Origin of the sequence: Aestuariivirga sp. (genome assembly GCF_965227715.1) — a bacterium.
GTDB lineage: Bacteria > Pseudomonadota > Alphaproteobacteria > Rhizobiales > Aestuariivirgaceae > Aestuariivirga.
On the sequence record NZ_OZ245771.1, the window covers coordinates 3,414,945 to 3,434,474 of the forward strand.

The following is a 19,530-nucleotide window of genomic DNA, read 5'->3' on the forward strand; positions in this document are numbered from 1 at the left end:
TATAAAACTGCTCATAAATTGGAATGTTCGCGCTTTAATTGTCAAAACGACAGCGCGGCCTTTTTGGGGATGGGCATGGGGAAGCATTTCAGGGCCGGTCTCGCGGGTCAATCTGGCGGGGCGAAGGGTCTTCGAAACTCGTCTGCACTGGTTGCCCTGGCGCTGTTTCTTTCGTCTTTCTCCACGGAAGAGGCCATCGCCGCCTGCACAGGATCGACGACAATCACTTGCGCCGATCCAACTTACAATAGCGGCATATCCTATACCCCAAACGCTAGCACAACGCTCACCGTCTCCAACGGCAGCGGAACGACCATAACCGGGGGCGGCGTGTCTCTTGCCGCCACGCGCGGCGCCAACGTGACGATCACGATCAACAACGCCGCCAGCACGATCACGACAGGCGGAGCCAACCAGACCGGCATCAATGCGACGACTGTCGGCGGTTCGAATATCTTAATTGGCTATATAGGCTCCGGCGGCACCGTCACGATCACCAATGCCGCAACCATCTCGACAACGAGCAGCGGTGCGCTCGGCATTAATGCGGTCTCGACGAACAACAGTCTGAATCTGCTTGATACCACTGCCAAGAACATCTCGGTGACGTCCACGGGCAATATCACGACGTCTGGCGCCAATGCCGTCGGCGTGAATGCCGTGCGGCAATTCGATACGTTGGGAACAAAGACACCCGGGGTCGGCGACGTCACCGTCAGTGTCGTCGATGTCAAGACGACGGGAACCGGGGCAAACGGCATCAACGCCACCACGGGCGTGGGTGTGGTGGGAGTCACCGCAGGCGACGTGACCGTCACCAACGGCTTTGGTATCAACGCCACCAACAACTCGCTCCTCTCAGCCAAGAACATCAGCGTTACCGCTGGAGACGTCTCCAGCAGTGCCACGGCGATCAATGCGGAAGTGAAGGGAGCGGCGGGCGGCAATGTCACCGTCAATGCTGGCGATGTCACGACGACCGTGGGTGACGGCGTCAACGCCACCACCAGCGCCGGCACAGTTTCGGTCACGGTGAAAGATGTCTCCGCCGCGGGCAAGGGCATCAACGCCACCAACAACTCTCTCCTCTCAGCCAAGAACATCAGTGTTACTGCCGGAAACGTCACCAGCGGCGGCACGGGCGTCAATGCGGAAGTCAAAGGGCTCGCGGGCGGCGACGTGACGGTCAGCACCGGCGATGTGAAGTCAACGTCGGGCGATGGCGTCAATGCCACAACCAGCATCGGTGCCGTCTCGGTCACGGTGAAAGATGTGACCGCCGCGGGGAAGGGCATCAACGCCATCAACAACTCCACCATCGCTGTCAAGGATGTCACGGTGACGGCCGGCACCGTCAGCAGCGGCGGAACTGGCATCAACGCCGAGGTCAAGGGCCTGCTCGGCGGCGCCGTCAGCGTTACGGCCAGTGATGTGACCTCGACCTCCGGTGCGGGCATCAATGCCACCACCACCATCGGCAATGCCACGGTCAAGGCCGGAGACGTCAAGAGCAGCAGCACGGCCGTGAATGCGGAAGTCAAGGGCGTGGGCTTAAAGATCACCGGCGTCGGCAATGTGTCGGTCGATGTGGGTGACGTCGTCTCGAGCTCGGCCAACGGCATCAACGCCACCACCGGCATCGGCACGGTGGCGGTGAAGGCCGGGGACGTCACCGCGGAGAATGGTTTCGGCGTCAATGCCCAGACGCAGATTTCGGTCAATCCCACCGGCATCGACTGGTCAAACCCCGATTTCAGCGCCCTCACGCAGGATGGCGTCACCGTCGACGTCGGCGATGTGCTGAGCAAAGGCACCGGCATCAACGCCGAGGCCAAGGGCGACAATATTCCGCTCGTGGGAACGCTGCCAGGCATCGGCGCGATCAGCATCAAGGCCGGCAACGTCACCTCCACCGGGAACGGCGGCATCAACGCTTCCACCGGCATCGGTGCGATTGACATCACCGCGGGTGACGTGACGGCGGCCAGCTTCGGCGTGAAGGCTCAAACAGCCGTCGGCATCGCCATCCCGGATCTCTCGGGAGGGCTCGACAGCATCGACCTCGGCAGCCTGATGGGGAACGGCATCGACATTGCTGTCGGCAACGTGTCGGCGGGAGTTGATGGCATCGACGCGCGCGTCACCGGCGGAACGCTGCCGGTCATCGGTGCCCTGCCGGGCATCGGCGGCATCGGCATCACCGCTGGGAATGTCACCGCGGCCAATGGCAACGGCATCAATGCCCAAACCAGCATCGGCGCCATTGATATCACTGCTGGCGACGTGACGGCGGAACATGGCTTCGGCATCAAGGCCGCAACCACGGTGGGGATCGCCATTCCCGATCTCTCGGGCGGCATTGACAATATCGACATCGCGGGCCTGCTCGGCAGCGGCATCACGGTGGACGTTGGCAATGTGCTGAGCAAGGACAACGCCATCGATGCGCAGATCTCGGGCGGCAACCTGCCGCTCATCGGCCAGCTGCCCGGCATCGGCAGCGTCACCGTCAATGCCGGCAATGTGACGGCAACGCAGGGCAACGGCATCACCGCCGTCACCGGCCTTGGCCTCGTCCAGGTCTCGGCGGGAGACGTGAAGGCGGGGAATGTGAACGACATCAATTCCCAGTCCATCGGCGTTGACGCGCGGACGGGCGTGGGCCTCGCCTCGGTTCAGGTGAACAATGTTCTCAGCACCGGCCAGGGCATCAATGCGCAGGTCACCGGCGGCAGCTTCTCCGGCATTCTCGATACGCTGGGACTGGGCGATGTCGCAGGCCTCGATATTTTGGACAGTGGCGTGGGCGTTGCCTACGTCAATGTGAACAACGTCGAATCGATCTATGGCGGCGGCATCAATGCCACCACCGGGCTTGGTGCGTCTGTCGTCATTGCAAACGATGTCAGGAGTGCCGGGACCGGCATCAACGCCGCAGCGGGCACCGGCGTTGCGGTGTCCTTCGCGCGCAATGTGACGACGAGCGGCAACAATGCCGATGGCGTGGATGTGTCCGCGGGCGGCCTCGCCGTCTCGATCACCACGGGTGATGTCGAGACCACGGGGGACGGCTCCACGGGCGTCAATGTGGTGGCAACGCCGCTGGGCGATTTGGGCCCGGTGGGCGACCTGCTCGATGGCCTGGTGGGAGACGGCGGGCTGGGCGGGCTGCTGGGCGACCAGCTGGGCCAGCTGCTCGGGGATCTCACCGGCGGCGGTATCGTGCTGCCGGAGGGCACGGGGGACCTGCTGACGGGCTTCGCGGATGGCGTGCTGAACGGCCTCTCGGGCGGCATTGCGCTCGCCTCCGTCAATGATGTCCGGACGTTTGGAGAGAATTCGGGCGGCGTCAACGCCGTGGCGGAGGACGGGATCGCCGGCGTGCTGGCCTATGGCAGCGTCGAAACGCATGGCGACAATTCGGCCGGCATCAGCGCCTCGGGCGGCACGCTGGCCGGCATTCTGGCGCTCGACACGGTTTCGACCGAAGGCGATAACTCCACCGGCATCTACGGCCATACCGACAATGGCTCGACCTATATCGTTGCCACCAATGTCACCACCGCCGGCAATGACAGCGCGGGCATTGTGAACGAGGCGAACGGCACCTCCGTCACCCTGTTCGGCACGGTGAACACCCTTGGCAATAATTCGCCGGGCGTTACGGCAAACGATCCCTCCAGCAGCGTGCTGGTGGCTGGCCTCAGCGTCGATACCAAGGGCAACAACTCCAACGGCATCACCGCCCATGCGGGAACGGGCAATGTGGATGTGCTGGTGGGTCTGGTGACCACCGCGGGCGATGGCTCGAAGGGCATCAAGGCTGACGCCGACACCGGCAACGTCTCGGTCATTGCGGGGGCCGTCACGACCAAGGGTGGCGCAGCCGGCGGCATCGATGCACTGGCCGGTGCCGGGAATGTCGATGTGACCGTGGGCGTTGTTGGCACCGAGGGGAATGACTCCACCGGCATCAAGGCGGTTTCAACGATCACCGGCAACGTCACGGTCAATGCCTTGGCCGTCGGCACCAAGGGTGAGGGATCCTATGGCATCGACGCCTCAACCAACACCGGCAATATCTCGGTGGATGTGGGCGCCGCCGGCACGGAGGGTGATGGCGCCAAGGGAATCGCGGCGGAATCCGTGATCGGCGATATCTCCGTCACCACGCTGGGCGTGGGAACGCTGGGCGACAATGCAACCGGTATTTTCGTCCGGGGCGGCCTCGGCGATGTGACGGTCGACGCCGCTCTCGTCGGCACGCAGGGCGACACATCAGGTGGCATCACGGCCTCCACGGGGATCGGTGACGTGACTGTCACCACCGCTCTCGTCGGAACGGCGGGCAAAGACTCCATGGGCATCGAAGCCGGGGCAGGGATCGGCAAGGTCACCGTCGATGCCGGCGTTGTGGGCACGGCGGGGGATCGGTCCGCGGGCATCTGGGCAACGGTCCTAACCGAAGGTGACGTGAAGGTCACGACCACCGGAGTGGGCACGCTTGGCGACGAGTCCGTCGGCATCGACACCTTCTCCGGCATCGGCAATATCACGGTCGATGCCGGTGCAGTCGGCACTGCGGGCAATTTTTCCACCGGAATTCTCGCCGTCGCACAAACGAGCGGCGATGTGAGCGTGAACACGTCCCTCGTGGGAACGCTGGGTGACAACTCCCGCGGCATCTATGTCATGTCGAACAGCGGGAAGGTGACGGTCGATGCCGACGTGGTCGGCACGGCGGGGGATTATTCAGGCGGCATCGCCGCACGCACCGAGAAGGGCGATGTCGCCATCACCAACACGGTGACGGGCACGCTGGGCGACGGTTCAGTGGGCATCTATGGCCACACGAGCGACGGATCGACCATCATCCATGCGGGCCTGGTGACGACGGCCGGGGACAACTCCGGCGGCATCATCAACGAGGCCGACGGCACGTCGGAGACCTATTTCAACACCGTGATCACGCTGGGCGACAATTCGACCGGCGTCACCGGCATGGATCCCTCCAGCAATGTTCTGGTGAATGGCACGGCCGTTGCCACCTTCGGCGACAATTCTCTCGGCATCGACGCATACTCCGAGACCGCCAATGTCAAGGTTGATGTGGATGCGGTTGGGACTGCGGGCGACGGCTCGACGGGCATCCTTGCCGCGACCGGAACCGGCAAGGTGACGGTTGATGCCGATGTGGTCGGCACGGCGGGAGACAATGCGACGGGCATCCGGGCCACTGTGTCACAGAGTGGCGACGTGAAGGTGACCTCCTCGCTGGTCGGCACGCTTGGTGACAATTCGGCCGGCATCAGCGCCTTCACCCAGGAAGGCAAGGTGACGGTCGATGCCGATGTCGTCGGTACGGCGGGTGATGACTCGGCCGGCATCAGTGCGGGTGTGCAATATGCAGGCAACGTTTCCGTGACCACGGCGCTGGTCGGCACGCTGGGCGACAGGTCGATCGGCATCGTTGCCGCGACGGGCAATGGCAACGTGATTGTCGATGCCGATGTGGTCGGCACCTCGGGAGATGAGTCAACCGGCATCGAAGCGACAGCCGCTTTCGATGGAAATGTGAAGGTGACGACCTCGCTGGTGGGCACGCTGGGTGACGAATCGATCGGCATCTACGCCTTGACCGGCAATGGCAATGTTACGATCGACGCAGACGTTGTCGGCACGGCGGGCGACTCTTCGGGCGGCATCTTCGCCGTTGCCGGTTCGGGCGACGTCAAGATCACCAATACGCTGACCAGCACGCTCGGCGACAATTCGGTGGGCATCTACGGCAAGAGCTATTCCGGCTCGACCATCATCAATGCAGGGGTGGTCACGACCGCGGGAGACAACAGCGGCGGCATCGTCAATGAGGCCAACGGCACCTCCAAGACCTTCTTCGACACCGTCATCACGCTGGGCGACAACTCCACGGGTGTGACCGGCACGGACCCGTTGAGCGATGTTCTGGTGAAGGGCACGGCGGTTGCCACCTTCGGCGACAATTCCTATGGCATCAACGCAACCTCGCAGTTCGCCAATGTGGACGTGGAGGTGGATGCCGTCGGCACCGCAGGTGATGGCTCCACCGGCATCGCTGCTGCGACAGACAATGGCAACGTGACGGTTGACGCCGCTGTGGTCGGCACGGCGGGCGACGGGTCCACGGGCATCAGCGCCGCTGCCGTGGTTGCGGGCAAGGTGAAGGTGAAGACCACACTGGTGGGCACGCTGGGCGACAAGTCGATCGGCATCGACGCCTCTTCGGGCGACGGCAAGGTGACGGTCGACGCCGATGTGGTCGGTACCTCGGGGGACGACTCGACCGGCATCAAGGCCACCGCGATGCTGGGGGGAGACGTGAAGGTGACCACCGCGCTGGTGGGCACGCTGGGCGACGGGTCCCGCGGCATCGACGCCTACTCCGGTGGTGGCAAGGTGACAGTTGACGCCGATGTGGTGGGCACGGCTGGCGACAATTCCGGCGGCATTTCCGCCTACACCCTGTCAGGCAAGGTCGATATCACCAATACCGTGACCGGCACGCTGGGCGACAATTCGGTGGGCATCTATGGCCACACGAGCGACGGATCGACCATCATCCATGCAGGCCTGGTGACGACGGCAGGGGACAATTCCGGCGGCATCGTCAACGAGGCCGACGGGACGTCGGAGACTTACTTCAACACTGTGATCACGCTGGGCGACAATTCGACCGGCGTCACCGGCACCGATCCCTCCAGCAATGTTCTCGTGAAGGGCACGGCGGTTGCGACCTTCGGGGACAAGTCGCTGGGCATCGATGCCTCTTCGACGAGCGCCAATGTCGATGTTGAGGTCGATGCCGTGGGCACCGCCGGCGATGGTTCCACGGGCATTGATGCCAGGACCCGGAATGGCAAGGTAACCGTCGATGCCGATGCGGTCGGCACGGCGGGCGATGATTCAACCGGCATCAAGGCAACCGTTCAGCAGAGCGGCGAGGTGAAGGTCGAGACCGCACTGGTCGGCACGCTGGGGGACCGCTCCCTTGGCATCGATGCCTTCTCCGCTAATGGCAAGGTGGTTGTCGACGCAGACGTGGTGGGAACGTCGGGCGACGATTCGACGGGCATCAAGGCGACGGCGGAGACGGCCGGCAATGTGAAGGTGACCACTTCCCTGGTCGGCACGCTGGGCGACAATTCGCGCGGCATCGATGCCTATTCGGGCGATGGCAAGGTGACGGTCGATGCCGATGTGGTCGGCACGGCTGGGGACAACTCGGGCGGCATTTCCGCCTACACCCTGTCGGGCAATGTCGGCATCACCAACAGCGTGACTGGCACTCTGGGTGACAATTCGGTTGGCATCTATGGCCACACGAGCGACGGATCGACCATCATCCATGCGGGTGTGGTGACGACGGCAGGGGACAATTCCGGCGGCATCGTCAACGAGGCCGACGGGACGTCGGAGACCTATTTCAACACGGTGATCACGCTGGGCGACAATTCGACCGGCGTCACGGGCACCGATCCCTCCAGCAATGTTCTGGTGAAGGGCACGGCGGTTGCGACCTTCGGGGACAAGTCGCTCGGCATCGATGCGTCGTCCAAGACGGGCAACGTGGTCGTCGAGGTCGATGCCGTGGGCACAGCCGGCGATGACTCCACCGGCATCAAGGCCCGGACGCGGAAGGGCGATGTGACGGTCACCGCCGGCATCGTCGGCACGCTGGGCGATGATTCCAAAGGCATCGACGCCAAGACCAAGAATGGCGACGTCATCATCGACGTCACCACGGTAGGAACGGCGGGCGATGGCTCCACCGGAATCAAGGCCAAGAGCGGCAAGGGCGACGTGACGATCGACGTCGATGCCGTGGGCACTCTTGGCGATGATGCGGATGGCATCAAGGCGCGCGCCGGAACGGGCAAAATCGACATCACGACGGCACTCGTCGGCACGGCAGGCGACCGTTCCATCGGCATCGACGCCAAGACCAAGACGGGCAATGTCACCATCGACGCCGATGTGGTCGGCACGGCAGGTGACGATTCGACCGGCATCAAAGCGACTGCGCTGTTCGGCGGCGACGTAAAAGTGACCACGGCGCTGGTGGGCACGCTGGGCGACAATTCGCGCGGCATCGATGCCTATTCGGGCGATGGCAAGGTGACGGTGGACGCCGATGTGGTGGGCACGGCAGGCGACAATTCGGGCGGCATTTCCGCCTACACCCTGTCGGGCAAAGTCGACATCTCCAATAGCGTGACGGGTACGCTGGGCGACAATTCCGTGGGCATCTATGGCCACACGAGCGACGGTTCGACCATCATCCATGCAGGTGTCGTGACGACGGCGGGTGACAATTCGGGCGGCATCGTCAATGAGGCCAACGGGACATCGGAGACCTACTTCAACACCGTCATCACGCTCGGTGACAACTCCACGGGCGTGACCGGCACGGATCCCTTGAGCGATGTCCTGGTGAAGGGCACGGCGGTTGCCACCTTCGGCGACAATTCGCTCGGCATCAATGCGTCATCCAAGACGGGGCGCGTGGACATCGAAGTCGATGGCGTGGGAACAGCCGGTGACGGCTCGACCGGCATCAAAGCCCGGAGCCGCACGAATGACGTGACGGTGACGGCGGGTATCGTCGGTACGCTGGGCGATGATTCCAAGGGCATCGACGCCGCGACCCGGACGGGCGACGTCACCATTGACGTGACCACGGTGGGTACGGCGGGGGATCATTCCACCGGCATCAGGGCCAAGACCCGGCAGGGTGACGTGAAGGTCGATGTCGACGCCGTGGGCACGCTGGGCGATGATTCGGACGGCATCAGGGCCCGCGCTGGCACGGGCAACATCACCATCACCACTGCACTCGTCGGCACGGCGGGTGACGGCTCCGACGGGATCGATGCCAGGACGAAGACCGGCAATTTGATCATCGATGCTGACGTGGTCGGCACCGCTGGCGATGACTCGACCGGCATCAAGGCCACAGCGCTGCTCGGCGGCGACGTGACGGTGACGACCGCCCTGGTGGGCACGCTGGGTGACAATTCGCGCGGCATCGATGCCTTCTCCGGCAATGGCAAGATATTGATCGATGCCGATGTGGTCGGCACGTCTGGCGATGACTCGACCGGCATCAAGGCCACGGCACTCACCGGCAACGTCGACGTCACGTCGGATGCCATTGTCACCCTTGGCGACGACTCCAAGGGCGTTGACGCCTTCTCGGGCGCGGGCACCGTCGATGTCTCGGTGGCCAGCCTCTACACGGCGGGCGATCATGCGGATGGCGTCAAGGCCCGTTCACTCGCAGGGAACGTGACGGTGAAGACGACAACGGTCGGCACCTCGGGCGACGACTCCGACGGCATTCATGCCTTCTCGAAGACTGGCGACGTTCTGGTGGAGAACACCCTGCTCGGCACGGACGGCGATGGCTCGGACGGCATCAAGGCGGTGTCGCTCAAGGGCAAGGTGACGGTGAAGGCCGGCGTGATCGGCACGCTGGATGACAATTCCGATGGCATTGATACTTACGCCAAGGAGGGCAACACGGTGATCGATGTCACCGCGGTCGGCACCTTCGGCGATGGTTCCACCGGCGTCGAGGCGACGGCGGGGCTGGGCAACATCGACATTGATGCCGATGTGGTCGGCACCTTCGGCGACAATTCCGGCGGCATCTTCGCCGCGACGGAGCAGGGGAATGTCGGCATCACCACAGATCTCGTCGGCACGGCGGGTGACAATTCCGCCGGCATCACCGGGCATACGGATGCGGGCTCCACCATCATCACGGCGGGAACCGTCAGCACGCTCGGGGCCAACAGCTTCGGCATCATCAACGAAGCCAATGGCACGTCCGAAACTTACTTCGACCGGGTCTTCACCTTCGGCAATGATTCGACGGGCGTCTATGCAAACGATCCCACGAGCAATGTGCTGGTGCAGGGCCTGAGTGTTGCGACCTTCGGCAAGAATTCCAGAGGTGTTGACGCCAACTCCAGCTCGGCCAACGTCACCGTGCTGGTGCCGGATGTGTTCACCGGCGGCGAAGGTGCCACGGGCATCAAGGCCGCCACCGGCAGCGGCGATGTGAAGGTGGACTTCGAAACCGTCGTCACACTCGGCAAGGATGCTGACGGTGTCCTGGCCACGGCGAAGGAGGGCGATATCGACATCACCGCCCGCACGCTGACCGCGACCACGGGCGAAGATTCCCATGCAATCGATGCCCACAGCGAGAGCGGTTCGACGCGCATCCTGCTCCAGACCCTGACACTGGGCGGCTGGGGCAGCGACGGCGCGGGCGTCTCCTTCGGCGGGGGCACCTCCGCCTATCTCCGGAACGACGGCCTGCTGACGTCGCTCAACGGCCGGGCTATCGTCAATGACGACAATGACTCGCTGGTGGAGAACGCTGACACGGTTGTCGGCTTTGTCGAGATGGGCGGCGGCGACGACCGCTTCGACAATTTCACCGACGCCTTCTTCATCGCGGCGGGAGACAGCGATTTCGGCGGCGGTGCGGGCGATCTCTTCAACAATGCCGGCGTCGTCACCATGCTGCCCTGGCGCACCGGCCCGACGACCGTCAACATCGATGGCCTCGAAACCTTCGACAACAGCGCGGATGGTGTCATCTATCTGACCAACGACATCGCCGGTGACGTGCTGGCGCTGAATGACAGCAACTTCATCGGCAGCGACCCCAATGCGCCGCCCGCTGCCCCGCTTGCCGGGATCAACGCCGGCGGTGGCAGCAGCTTCTATATCGATGCTGAACTGACGCCCGGCGGCACGGCGGACAAGCTGCTGATCGGCGGCAATCTCACCGGGGTCACGAAGCTTGGCGTCAATGATCTCGATGACAACCCCGGCTATTACGATCCGCATGGGGAACTCTTCGCCGTGGTGGCGGGAACGACCGATATCTCCAACTTCACGACCGGCGGCGGCATCGACAAGGGCCTCTACCGCTATGACGCTTATCTGCTGCCGAACGATCCCTCGCTGATGGGCGAGAACGGCTGGTACCTTGCAAACACGCTGGACGGCGAAGCCTATGAGCTGCCGGTCCTCATGGAAGGTGCGCAGGCCATCTGGACCGCCAGCCGCTCCACCTGGCTCGGCCGCTCAGCCGATCTCCGCGTGGCGCTGTCCGATGGGGTTGAAGACCCGTCCTGCGCCAAGGATTGTATGGCCGCCCAGGGCAATGTCACGCCCGGCGTCTGGTTCAAGGCCATCGGCGGCGATCAGAGCCGGGACAATGACAACACGTCCGGCCCGCCCAAGGGCATGCTGGGCAACAGCTACAGCTACGACACGAGCTTCAGCCAGGGCTATTGGGGCTTCCAGATCGGTGCTGATACCGGCCGCGAGTGGACGACCGACAGCGGCAACAATGCCGCGTGGCTGGTCGGTGCGCTGGGCGGCTACATCGGCTCGAAGCTGGACTTCGACAAGACGCAGAGCGACGTTGACTATGAAGCGGCAACGCTGGGCCTCTACTCGACCTATGTGAACGGCGGCCTCTACATCGATGGCGCGTTCATCGCCAATATCGGCAACATGGATTACAAGGCGCAGCTGAGCGACGGCAGCGGCAGCAGCATGCAGAAGAAGAGCTCCAACTTCACCACGCTCGGCGGCGTGGTGGATGTGGGCTACCGCCTGGCGGTGGCATCCGGCGTCTACTTCGAACCCCTCGCCACACTCTCATATGGCAACACTGACATGGACGGCTTCGGCGAGCTTGGCGCCAATGTTTCCTTCGACAATGGCGAGAGCCTGCAGGGGCGCCTCGGCGCGCGGGTGAGCGGCGTCTCCAAGAACGACCGCTTCAATTCTGAGCTCTTCCTTGAGGCGAGCGTCTGGAACGAATTCCTGGGCGACTATACCGCCATCCTCGGCAATCCGGGACAGGATGCCAAGGTGGACTATGACATCGGCGGTGCCTATGGCGAAGTGGCCGCGGGCCTGAACCTGTTCGACCTCGACGGCCACTGGAGCGGCTTCGTCAAGGGAACGCTGCAGTTCGGCTCCGACGACTTCTTCGGCTATGGCGGCAATCTGGGGGTCCGCTACAGCTGGTAGGGTTTGGAATGGCCGAGCTTATCCGACTGATCCTCTCCAACGTGCCTGCCGTCATGTTCTGCGCAGCCCTTGTGCTCGCCGTGTCCGGCCGCCGCGGCTCCTTTGGAGAACGCCTGCTTGACCTTCTGCTGCTGCTGCCGGTGGGCGTCGGCTCCGTTTGGGCGGGTATTTTCCACGTCTTCTTCCCGCAGATCAGCGCCCAGTCGATCGGCTGGCAGGTGAGCCCGTTCCAGTTCGAGATCGGCGTTGCCGATCTGGCGATCGGGCTGGTCGCGATCTATGCCTTCTGGTCCAGCCTGCCCTTCAAGGCCGCAGTTGTGGCCTACACCGTGCTCTTCTTCCTGGGCGTCGCCATCGGCCATGTCCGGGAGGCGGTGGAGGCGGGGAACTATGCGGCGAATAATTTCGGTCCCCTGCTGGTGGTGACCATCGCCCAGGCGCTGCTCTTGCCTCCGCTGCTCTGGCGGGTGTGGCAGAGCCGGTCCGCCCGGCCGCTCCAATAGCGCCAAGACCTATCAGCGGCCCGATTGCTTCCGCATCACAGGCCGATGCGGAAGCCCAGCGTCACGCCATAGCTTGCGGCGTCACCTGTGAACTGGCTCACATAGCCGTCGAGGGTCACTTCCTTGTTGGGCGCGAAGAGGTAGCTGACGCCGCCCGTGCCGACGAGCCGCCAGTCGTCCGGAGCATCATTGGACTTGGCGCTGGCGCTGCCGAACTCCCCGCTGACCTTGAAGGCGTCGAGCGAATAGGAGAAGTCATGCTCGAGGCCCGCGCCCAGGCGGTAGGACAGCTCATCCGTCAGCTGGCCCTTGAGGCGCAGGCCTGCGAGGCCGGTAACCTGAGTGGCGGTGTAGCTGTCATAGTGGAAGGCGTCGTCCACGCCTGACTTGCCATTCTCGTTGTAGCTTTCGCGCGTCGAGTTGGTGGCCGCGAGGCCGATGTAAGGCGTGAACATCAGCGTATCGGTGGCCGCGAACCCCCAGCCCAGCTCGCCCAGGAAGCCGTAGGTGACGAAAGCACTGTCGCCCTTGGTCTTGCTGGCGCTGCCGAGAAGGTTCGTCCGTGTCAGATCGGCATTCTGGTGGCTGTAGGCCGCCGCGATCCGGGCCTGGAGGCCGGCGCCATCAGGGCTCTCGGCATAGCCGAGGAAGCCACCGACCGTCGGGACGCCACCGCTGAAGGAAATGCCGTCGAGATCGTCGAGCTCAGTACCGAAATCGAAGAAGGCGCCAGCCCGGAATTTGGCGCCGAGACGCACTGCACCGGTCAGCGCACCTGAGAGGGTGGACACATCGTTGCTTGCGCCGTAGGCGGCACCCGATCCGGTGGTGCGGAGGCTGGCAGTGACGCACAGGCCCTGCGCATCGAACAGGTTGCAGTCATAGGTCATGGCGTAACGAAGCACCACGGCATTGGTGTCGAGAACATAATGCTGCGGGCCGGCCATGTCCGCCCCGTAGTTCAGGACACGCAGGTCCCAATCGTTTGCACTGCCGCCCTGGACGAGGGCGGCGAGCGCGCTGCCGTTGGACTTTATCACCATTGTTTCATTGGTGATGCTGGCCGCATCGACGCCGGTGATCACGTCCGCATAGGTGCCCGAGTGCAGCTTGCCTCCGGCCGTCTCGGCGCCCACGGTCATTGTGCTGGTGCTCTGGGTGCTGATGAGGGACCTGTTCTGCGTGCTACCGACGGCGAGCTGGCCGTAGCGGCTGGCCGAGGTGATGATGATGTCGTAGTTCTCCGGCAGGTCGCCCAGGTAGCTTAGCGCCGCCGTGTTGCCGCCCTGCGCATTGGTGAGGTGGGAGATGGTGCCATCGTTGCGGATGCCATAGGCCTTGCTGCCGTCGCCGTTCTGGCCGCCGACGATCAGGCCGAGGTTCACGATGTCATCGATGTGACCGCCGGCGGCCAGCAGAATGCCGGCGCCGCCTTCCGCGCCGCCGTCACCTGCGTTGCCGCCGATGAGGGAGCCCTGGTTCCACACGGCATTGCCCGATCCCCAGAGGCTGATGGCCGCGCCGCCATTGCCAGCCGCGCCGCCATCACCGCCAAGGCCACCGGCGCCGCCGTCGCCCGCATTTCCACCCGCACCGCCCGCGCCACCAGTGCCGGCGTCAAGCGTGAGCGGGGCAAAGAGAAGCTCTTCACCTTCAAAGCCAAATGTACTGGCAAATGACGATGCAGCGCTCCCATCGGCAGTCGCCGTGCCATTCGCGCCCGCATTGCCGTCGTTCGAGTCGCCTGCGCCGCCGGCCCCGCCTGCGCCGCCGAAGGCCGCTCCGTCCGTTCCATTGGCCGTGGCATCGCCGCCATTGCCGCCATTGCCGCCGCCACTGGGCGAGCCTACGCCGCCAGCCCCGCCGGCGCCGCCGGTTGCCGTCGAGCCGGTGCCGTTGGCGGTCGCGTTGCCGCCATTGCCGCCATTGCCGCCGGAACCTCCGGCGCCTCCGATTCCGCCCGCGCCGCCCGTGGCGGAACTTTCGTCACCATCGGCAATGGCCTCGCCACCGGGGCCGCCATTGCCACCGGGTGCGGTGCCGTCTCCGGTGCCGCCGTTACCGCCCGAGCCGCCATGAACTTCGCTGATGCCACTGCCATCGGACGTCGCCGAACCGCCGGCTCCGCCATTGCCGCCGGACCCGCCGGCTCCGCCATTACCGCCATTTCCGCCGTCGCCGCCAGCGGCCTCATACGTGCCATCGAGACCCCCCGACGTCTCGACGGTTGCGTTGCCGCCCTTGCCCCCGACGCCGGGGATGGACCCCTGGCCCCCATTGCCGCCGTGGCCACCAAGGGTGAGTGTGGCAAAGCCGGAGCCGGCGGCATCGCCGCCGCCACCGCCATTGCCGCCATTGCCGTTCAGGCCGCCGCTTCCGCCATTCCCGCCGGCGCCGCCGATGACGCTCCCTTCGGTGCCGATGGCGTTGCCACCATTACCGCCGTCGCCGCCATTTGCTGCGCTGCCGCCCGTCCCTGCCGTGCCCCCCGTTCCGTTGCCAACGGGGCCCGCGCCGCCCGCGCCGCCGCTGCCGCCCTGTGCTTCAAGGCCAGCGTTGCCGCCGTTGCCGCCCTCAAAGCCTACGGGAGAACCGCTTGCGCCGTTTCCGCCGTTGCCGCCCGCCCCGGCATTGCCCCCTGCGCCGCCGCCGCCGCCATCACCGCCGCTGGCGAAGCTGGACGAGCCGCCGGAACCACCGACCCCGCCGTATCCGCCATTGCCGCCATTGCCGCCGTTGAGGCCGACCCCTTCAATGCCGTCGCCGCCATTGGTGCCGCTGCCGCCATTGCCGCCGCTGCCGCCCTGGCCGCCGGTGCCGCCGTCCCCATAGACGGAACTGCCGCCGGTGCCGCCTGATCCGCCTGCGCCACCATTCGTGGCGCTGCCGCCTGCGCCGTCCCCGTCCATGCCGCCGCCGCCGTTTCCGCCGCTGCCGCCCGCGCCACCATTGCCCGCGACATCGCCGGAGGCGCCGCCCGATCCGCCATTGCCGCCATCGCCACCGGCCGCGCCATTGCCACCATTGCCGCCAGCACCACCGTCGCCGAGCGCGCCGCCCTTGCCGCCTGCGCCACCATTGCCGCCATCGGTTCCGGCTTCTGCCTCTGACGCGTCATAGCCTTTGCCGCCTTTGCCGCCATTGCCGCCGCTGCCGCTGACGCTCGCTGAACTGCCGCCCGCGCCATTGAACCCAGGCGTGCTGCCTATGCCGCCGGCGCCCCCCAAGCCCGCCTTGCCAGGGTCACCGCCGTCGCCGCCATTGCCGCCGTCGGGCGAGCCTGCATTTCCATCCGCGCCATTGCCGCCGCTGCCGCCGCCGCCCGCGTCGCCACCTTTGCCACCATTGCCGCCGGCCCCCATGGTGCCGGTGCCAAGGGCCAAGCCCCCGTTACCGCCTGCGCCGCCATTGCCGCCGTTACCGCCATCCTCACCATTGCCGCCATCCATGAAGCCGGCGCTGCCATCAATCCCGTCGGCACCGGCGAAGCCTGCGCCACCCTGGCCACCCGTTCCGCCACTCCCGCCATTGCCGGATTGGCTGCCGCCGGCGCCCCCCGTGCCGCCCAGGCCGCCATCTCCACTTGCCGCGCCGCTGCCGCCATTGCCGCCTGCGCCACCATTGCCCACGGATCCGCCCGCGCCGCCGGTGCCGCCATTGCCGCCATCGGTTCCGGGCTCCGCCGCCGAGGCGTCATAGCCATTGCCACCGCGGCCGCCATCTCCGCCGGAGGTGACGGAGCTACCGTCCGCGCCATTGTAGCCGGCCGTGCTGCCGGTGCCACCGGCGCCGCCCAGGCCCGCCTTGCCAGGGTCGCCGCCTTTGCCGCCATTGCCGCCGTCGGGCACTCCTGAACCTCCATCGGCGCCGTCCCCGCCGCTGCCGCCGCTGCCCGCGTCGCCACCTTTGCCGCCATCGCCGCCGGCCCCCATGGTGCCGGAACCGAGGGCCACGCCCCCATTGCCGCCTGCGCCGCCGCTTCCGCCGTTCGCGCCCTGCCCACCATTGGTGCCACCGGCGCCCGGGATTGCCCCATCTAGGCCGTCAACACCGGCGAGACCTGCGCCGCCATTGCCGCCCTGGCCGCCACTGCCGCCATTGCCGGATTGGCTGCCGCCGGCGCCACCCGTGCCGCCCAGGCCGCCATTTCCACCTGCCGCGCCGCCGCCGCCGTTGCCGCCTGCGCCACCATTGCCCACGGACCCGCCCGCGCCGCCGCTGCCGCCAATGCCACCGTTGGTTCCGGGCTCGGCCGCCGAGGCGTCGTAGCCGTTGCCGCCGCTGCCGCCATTGCCGCCCGTGGCTGCATCAGTTCCGCTCGACCCCGCCGTGCCGCCCGCGCCGCCCTGTCCGCCGGCCCCGGAATTCCCGCCGCTTCCACCGCTTCCGCCACTCGTGAAGAACGCATTGCCATTGCCGCCGGCGCCGCCATCGCCTGCACTTTCACCGTTGCCGCCGGTGCCCCCCGTTCCCGTGGGGCCTGCCGTGCCGCCTGCACCACCTTTGCCGCCGTTCCCGCCCTTGCCGCCGTCTCCGGCTGCAGCGACTTCGGTTGCATCAGCGCCGCTGGCGCCCGCACCGCCCCTGCCGCCATGGCCGCCATTGCCACCGTTTCCGTCAGATCCCGCAACCCCCGTCAGGCCGCCCGCGGCGCCGCCCAATCCGCCATTGCCGCCATTGCCGCCGTCACTGCCTGCGGTCCCGTCAGGCGTGAAGGGGGAGATGCCGTCAGTCCCAGCGATGCCATTTCCGCCGTTGCCGCCATTGCCGCCGCTGCCGCCGTTGCCATCCAGCCCGCCGGAGGCGCCGATGCCCCCGGCCGCGCCCGCTGTGCCGCCCTTGCCGCCGTTTCCGCCATTGCCACCGTCAACACCGTCGATCCCGGCATAGCCATTGCCGCCCGAACCGCCCGCGCCCGCGTTGCCCCCACCGCCGTCGAGACCCGGCGTTGCGCCGCTGCCACCAATGCCGCCCTTGCCGCCGTTACCACCGGCGCCACCGGCGCTGCCGTCCGCAAAAAGGGCGGATCCATCGCTGCCAGCGGCACCATTGCCGCCACTGCCGCCCGCGGCACCGTTGCCGCCATTACCCTTGGTGCCGGACGCCCCGCCAGGACCTCCGGATGCGCCGGCCTCGCCGCCCTGGCCGCCATTGCCGCCCTGGCCACCGTTACCGCCCGCTGCGCCGACCTCCTGCGGTGAATAGCCCTCGCCGCCCGCTGCGCCACTGCCACCCGCACCGCCATTCCCGGCGTCTCCCGCGGTTCCGGTTGTGGCGACGCCGCCATTTCCGCCCCGCCCGCCTGCGCCACCGGTGCCGCCCGCGCCGCCGTCTACAGAATTCTCACTGCCCGCCAGACCCTTTGTCCCCGCGCCGCCGCTGCCGCCATCGCCGCCGGAGCCTGCGAGGCCCCCGGTCGCCGCGCCGCCATTGCCACCATTGCCGCCGCTGCCGCCGGTGCCCGCGGTTCCGCCATCCCCACCGTCGCCGCCATTGCCATAGGCGCCGGCCGCGCCCGTGGTTGCCCCGCTTCCCCCGGCACCCTCGACCCCGGCGTAGCCTGCGTTGCCGCCATTTCCGCCATCGGGATGTGCATCAGATCCGGCCCCACCCGTGCCGCCACTGCCGCCGTTGCCGGCGCTTCCACCGGCGCCGCCCTTGCCCGTCAGGCCGCCGTCACCGCCGGCGCCGCCATTGCCGCCGCGCCCGCCGTCGCCGCCGTTCGCAGCCCCGGCTTCTTCCGTGGCATCGGCTCCCGTGAGACCGTTTCCACCATTTCCGCCATTGCCGCCCGCGCCGCCATCCCCGTCAACCCCGGCGGAGGCGCTGCTGCCCCCGGCAGCGCCCGCCTTGCCGCCGGCGCCGCCCCTGCCGCCGCTGGAACCGTCCTCGCCCGGGTTCACTGCGCTGTAACCGGCGCCGCCCGCGCCCCCTGTGCCGCCATTGCCGCCGTTGCCGTCGGCGCCCCTGGTGGCGCCCGTGCCGCCCGCGCCACCTGCACCACCGTTGCCGCCCGCAGCACCTTCCGTGCCGTCGGTGACGGAGTCGGTTCCGGCAGTGCCTGCGGCACCCGTGCCGCCCGTGCCGCCTGCGCCGCCATTGCCGCCGTTACCCAGGGCTCCCGCCAGGCCGTCGGCGCCGGCACTGCCCGCACGCCCGCCATTGCCGCCCGTAATGGTGCCGAAATTGCTGATCCGCAGCGCCTCGCCGGAGATGCCGGAGCCACCGGTCCCGCCCTGGCCACCCGCGCCGCCGCCGCCGCCATAGCCGCCACTGCCGCCGAGGCCACCAAGTCCGCCCGCGCCGCCGCTTCCGCCAAGGCCAAGCAGATCGCCGTCGCCACCCGTGCCGCCGTTGCCGCCCGTGCCACCATTGCCGCCGGCACCGCCGCTGCCGCCATCGCCGGCCGCGCCGCCGTTCCCGCCGGTGAGGTTGAGCCCGGCGCCCAGCGTGATGCGCGCGTCGCTGCCGGTGTAGGCATCCGCGCCGGAAGAGGCATCCTGGCCGCTGCCACCTGCTTCGCCCGCAGTGCCGGCGGCACCCGCCACCCCATCCTGGCCCGGATCGCCATTGATGCCGCTTGCGCCATTGCCGCCGTCCCCGCCGTCAAGGCCCGCGCCACCCGCGCCGCCTGCAGCCCCGTCTTCGCCCGAAACGGCGCTGGAACCTTCGATCCCCTGGATCGAGGCGGAAATGGTGCAGGCCGCGCCGACGCAATTCAGCGCCTGTGCCGCCGCCTCGCCAGGCGACAGCAGCAGCGGGAGCGCCAGCGCCGCCGCCGACACGGAGCCACGCACCACGGAAATGATGGCGTGCCGACTGCCGGGCGGCTGACACGCGGGGAGGGGGCGGAGAGGCAGCATCGACGTCCGAGAGCGCTCAGCAGTTATCACGGACATCCCCCATAAGTAGCGATGTCCAACTA

The 19,530-nt window shown here is 66.8% G+C and carries 3 protein-coding genes; 2 read left to right on the top strand and 1 reads right to left on the bottom strand.

The genetic code is table 11. The features are described from left to right. Positions 1-75 precede the first annotated feature (75 nt). Complete coding sequence (locus tag ACO06F_RS16190) at positions 76-12,102, top strand: hypothetical protein (RefSeq protein ID WP_421693775.1); 12,027 nt, start codon at positions 76-78, stop codon at positions 12,100-12,102. A gap of 8 nt (positions 12,103-12,110) precedes the next feature. Continuing rightward, a complete protein-coding gene (locus tag ACO06F_RS16195) occupies positions 12,111-12,605 on the top strand; it encodes a DUF6790 family protein (RefSeq protein WP_421693776.1) in 495 nt (164 codons plus the stop codon). A gap of 35 nt (positions 12,606-12,640) precedes the next feature. On the opposite strand, the gene ACO06F_RS16200 is transcribed toward ACO06F_RS16195, so the two are convergent. After that, positions 12,641-19,468: an autotransporter outer membrane beta-barrel domain-containing protein gene (locus tag ACO06F_RS16200; protein ID WP_421693777.1), complete on the bottom strand. Its 6,828-nt coding sequence runs from the start codon at positions 19,466-19,468 to the stop codon at positions 12,641-12,643. Positions 19,469-19,530 lie beyond the last annotated feature (62 nt).

Bases quoted from the DNA above. Each gene is read 5' to 3' on its own strand.
- ACO06F_RS16190 (WP_421693775.1), top strand. From the start codon at position 76: ATGGGGAAGCATTTCAGGGCCGGTCTCGCGGGTCAATCTGGCGGGGCG.
- ACO06F_RS16200 (WP_421693777.1), bottom strand. From the start codon at position 19,468: ATGCTGCCTCTCCGCCCCCTCCCCGCGTGTCAGCCGCCCGGCAGTCGG.
- ACO06F_RS16195 (WP_421693776.1), top strand. From the start codon at position 12,111: ATGGCCGAGCTTATCCGACTGATCCTCTCCAACGTGCCTGCCGTCATG.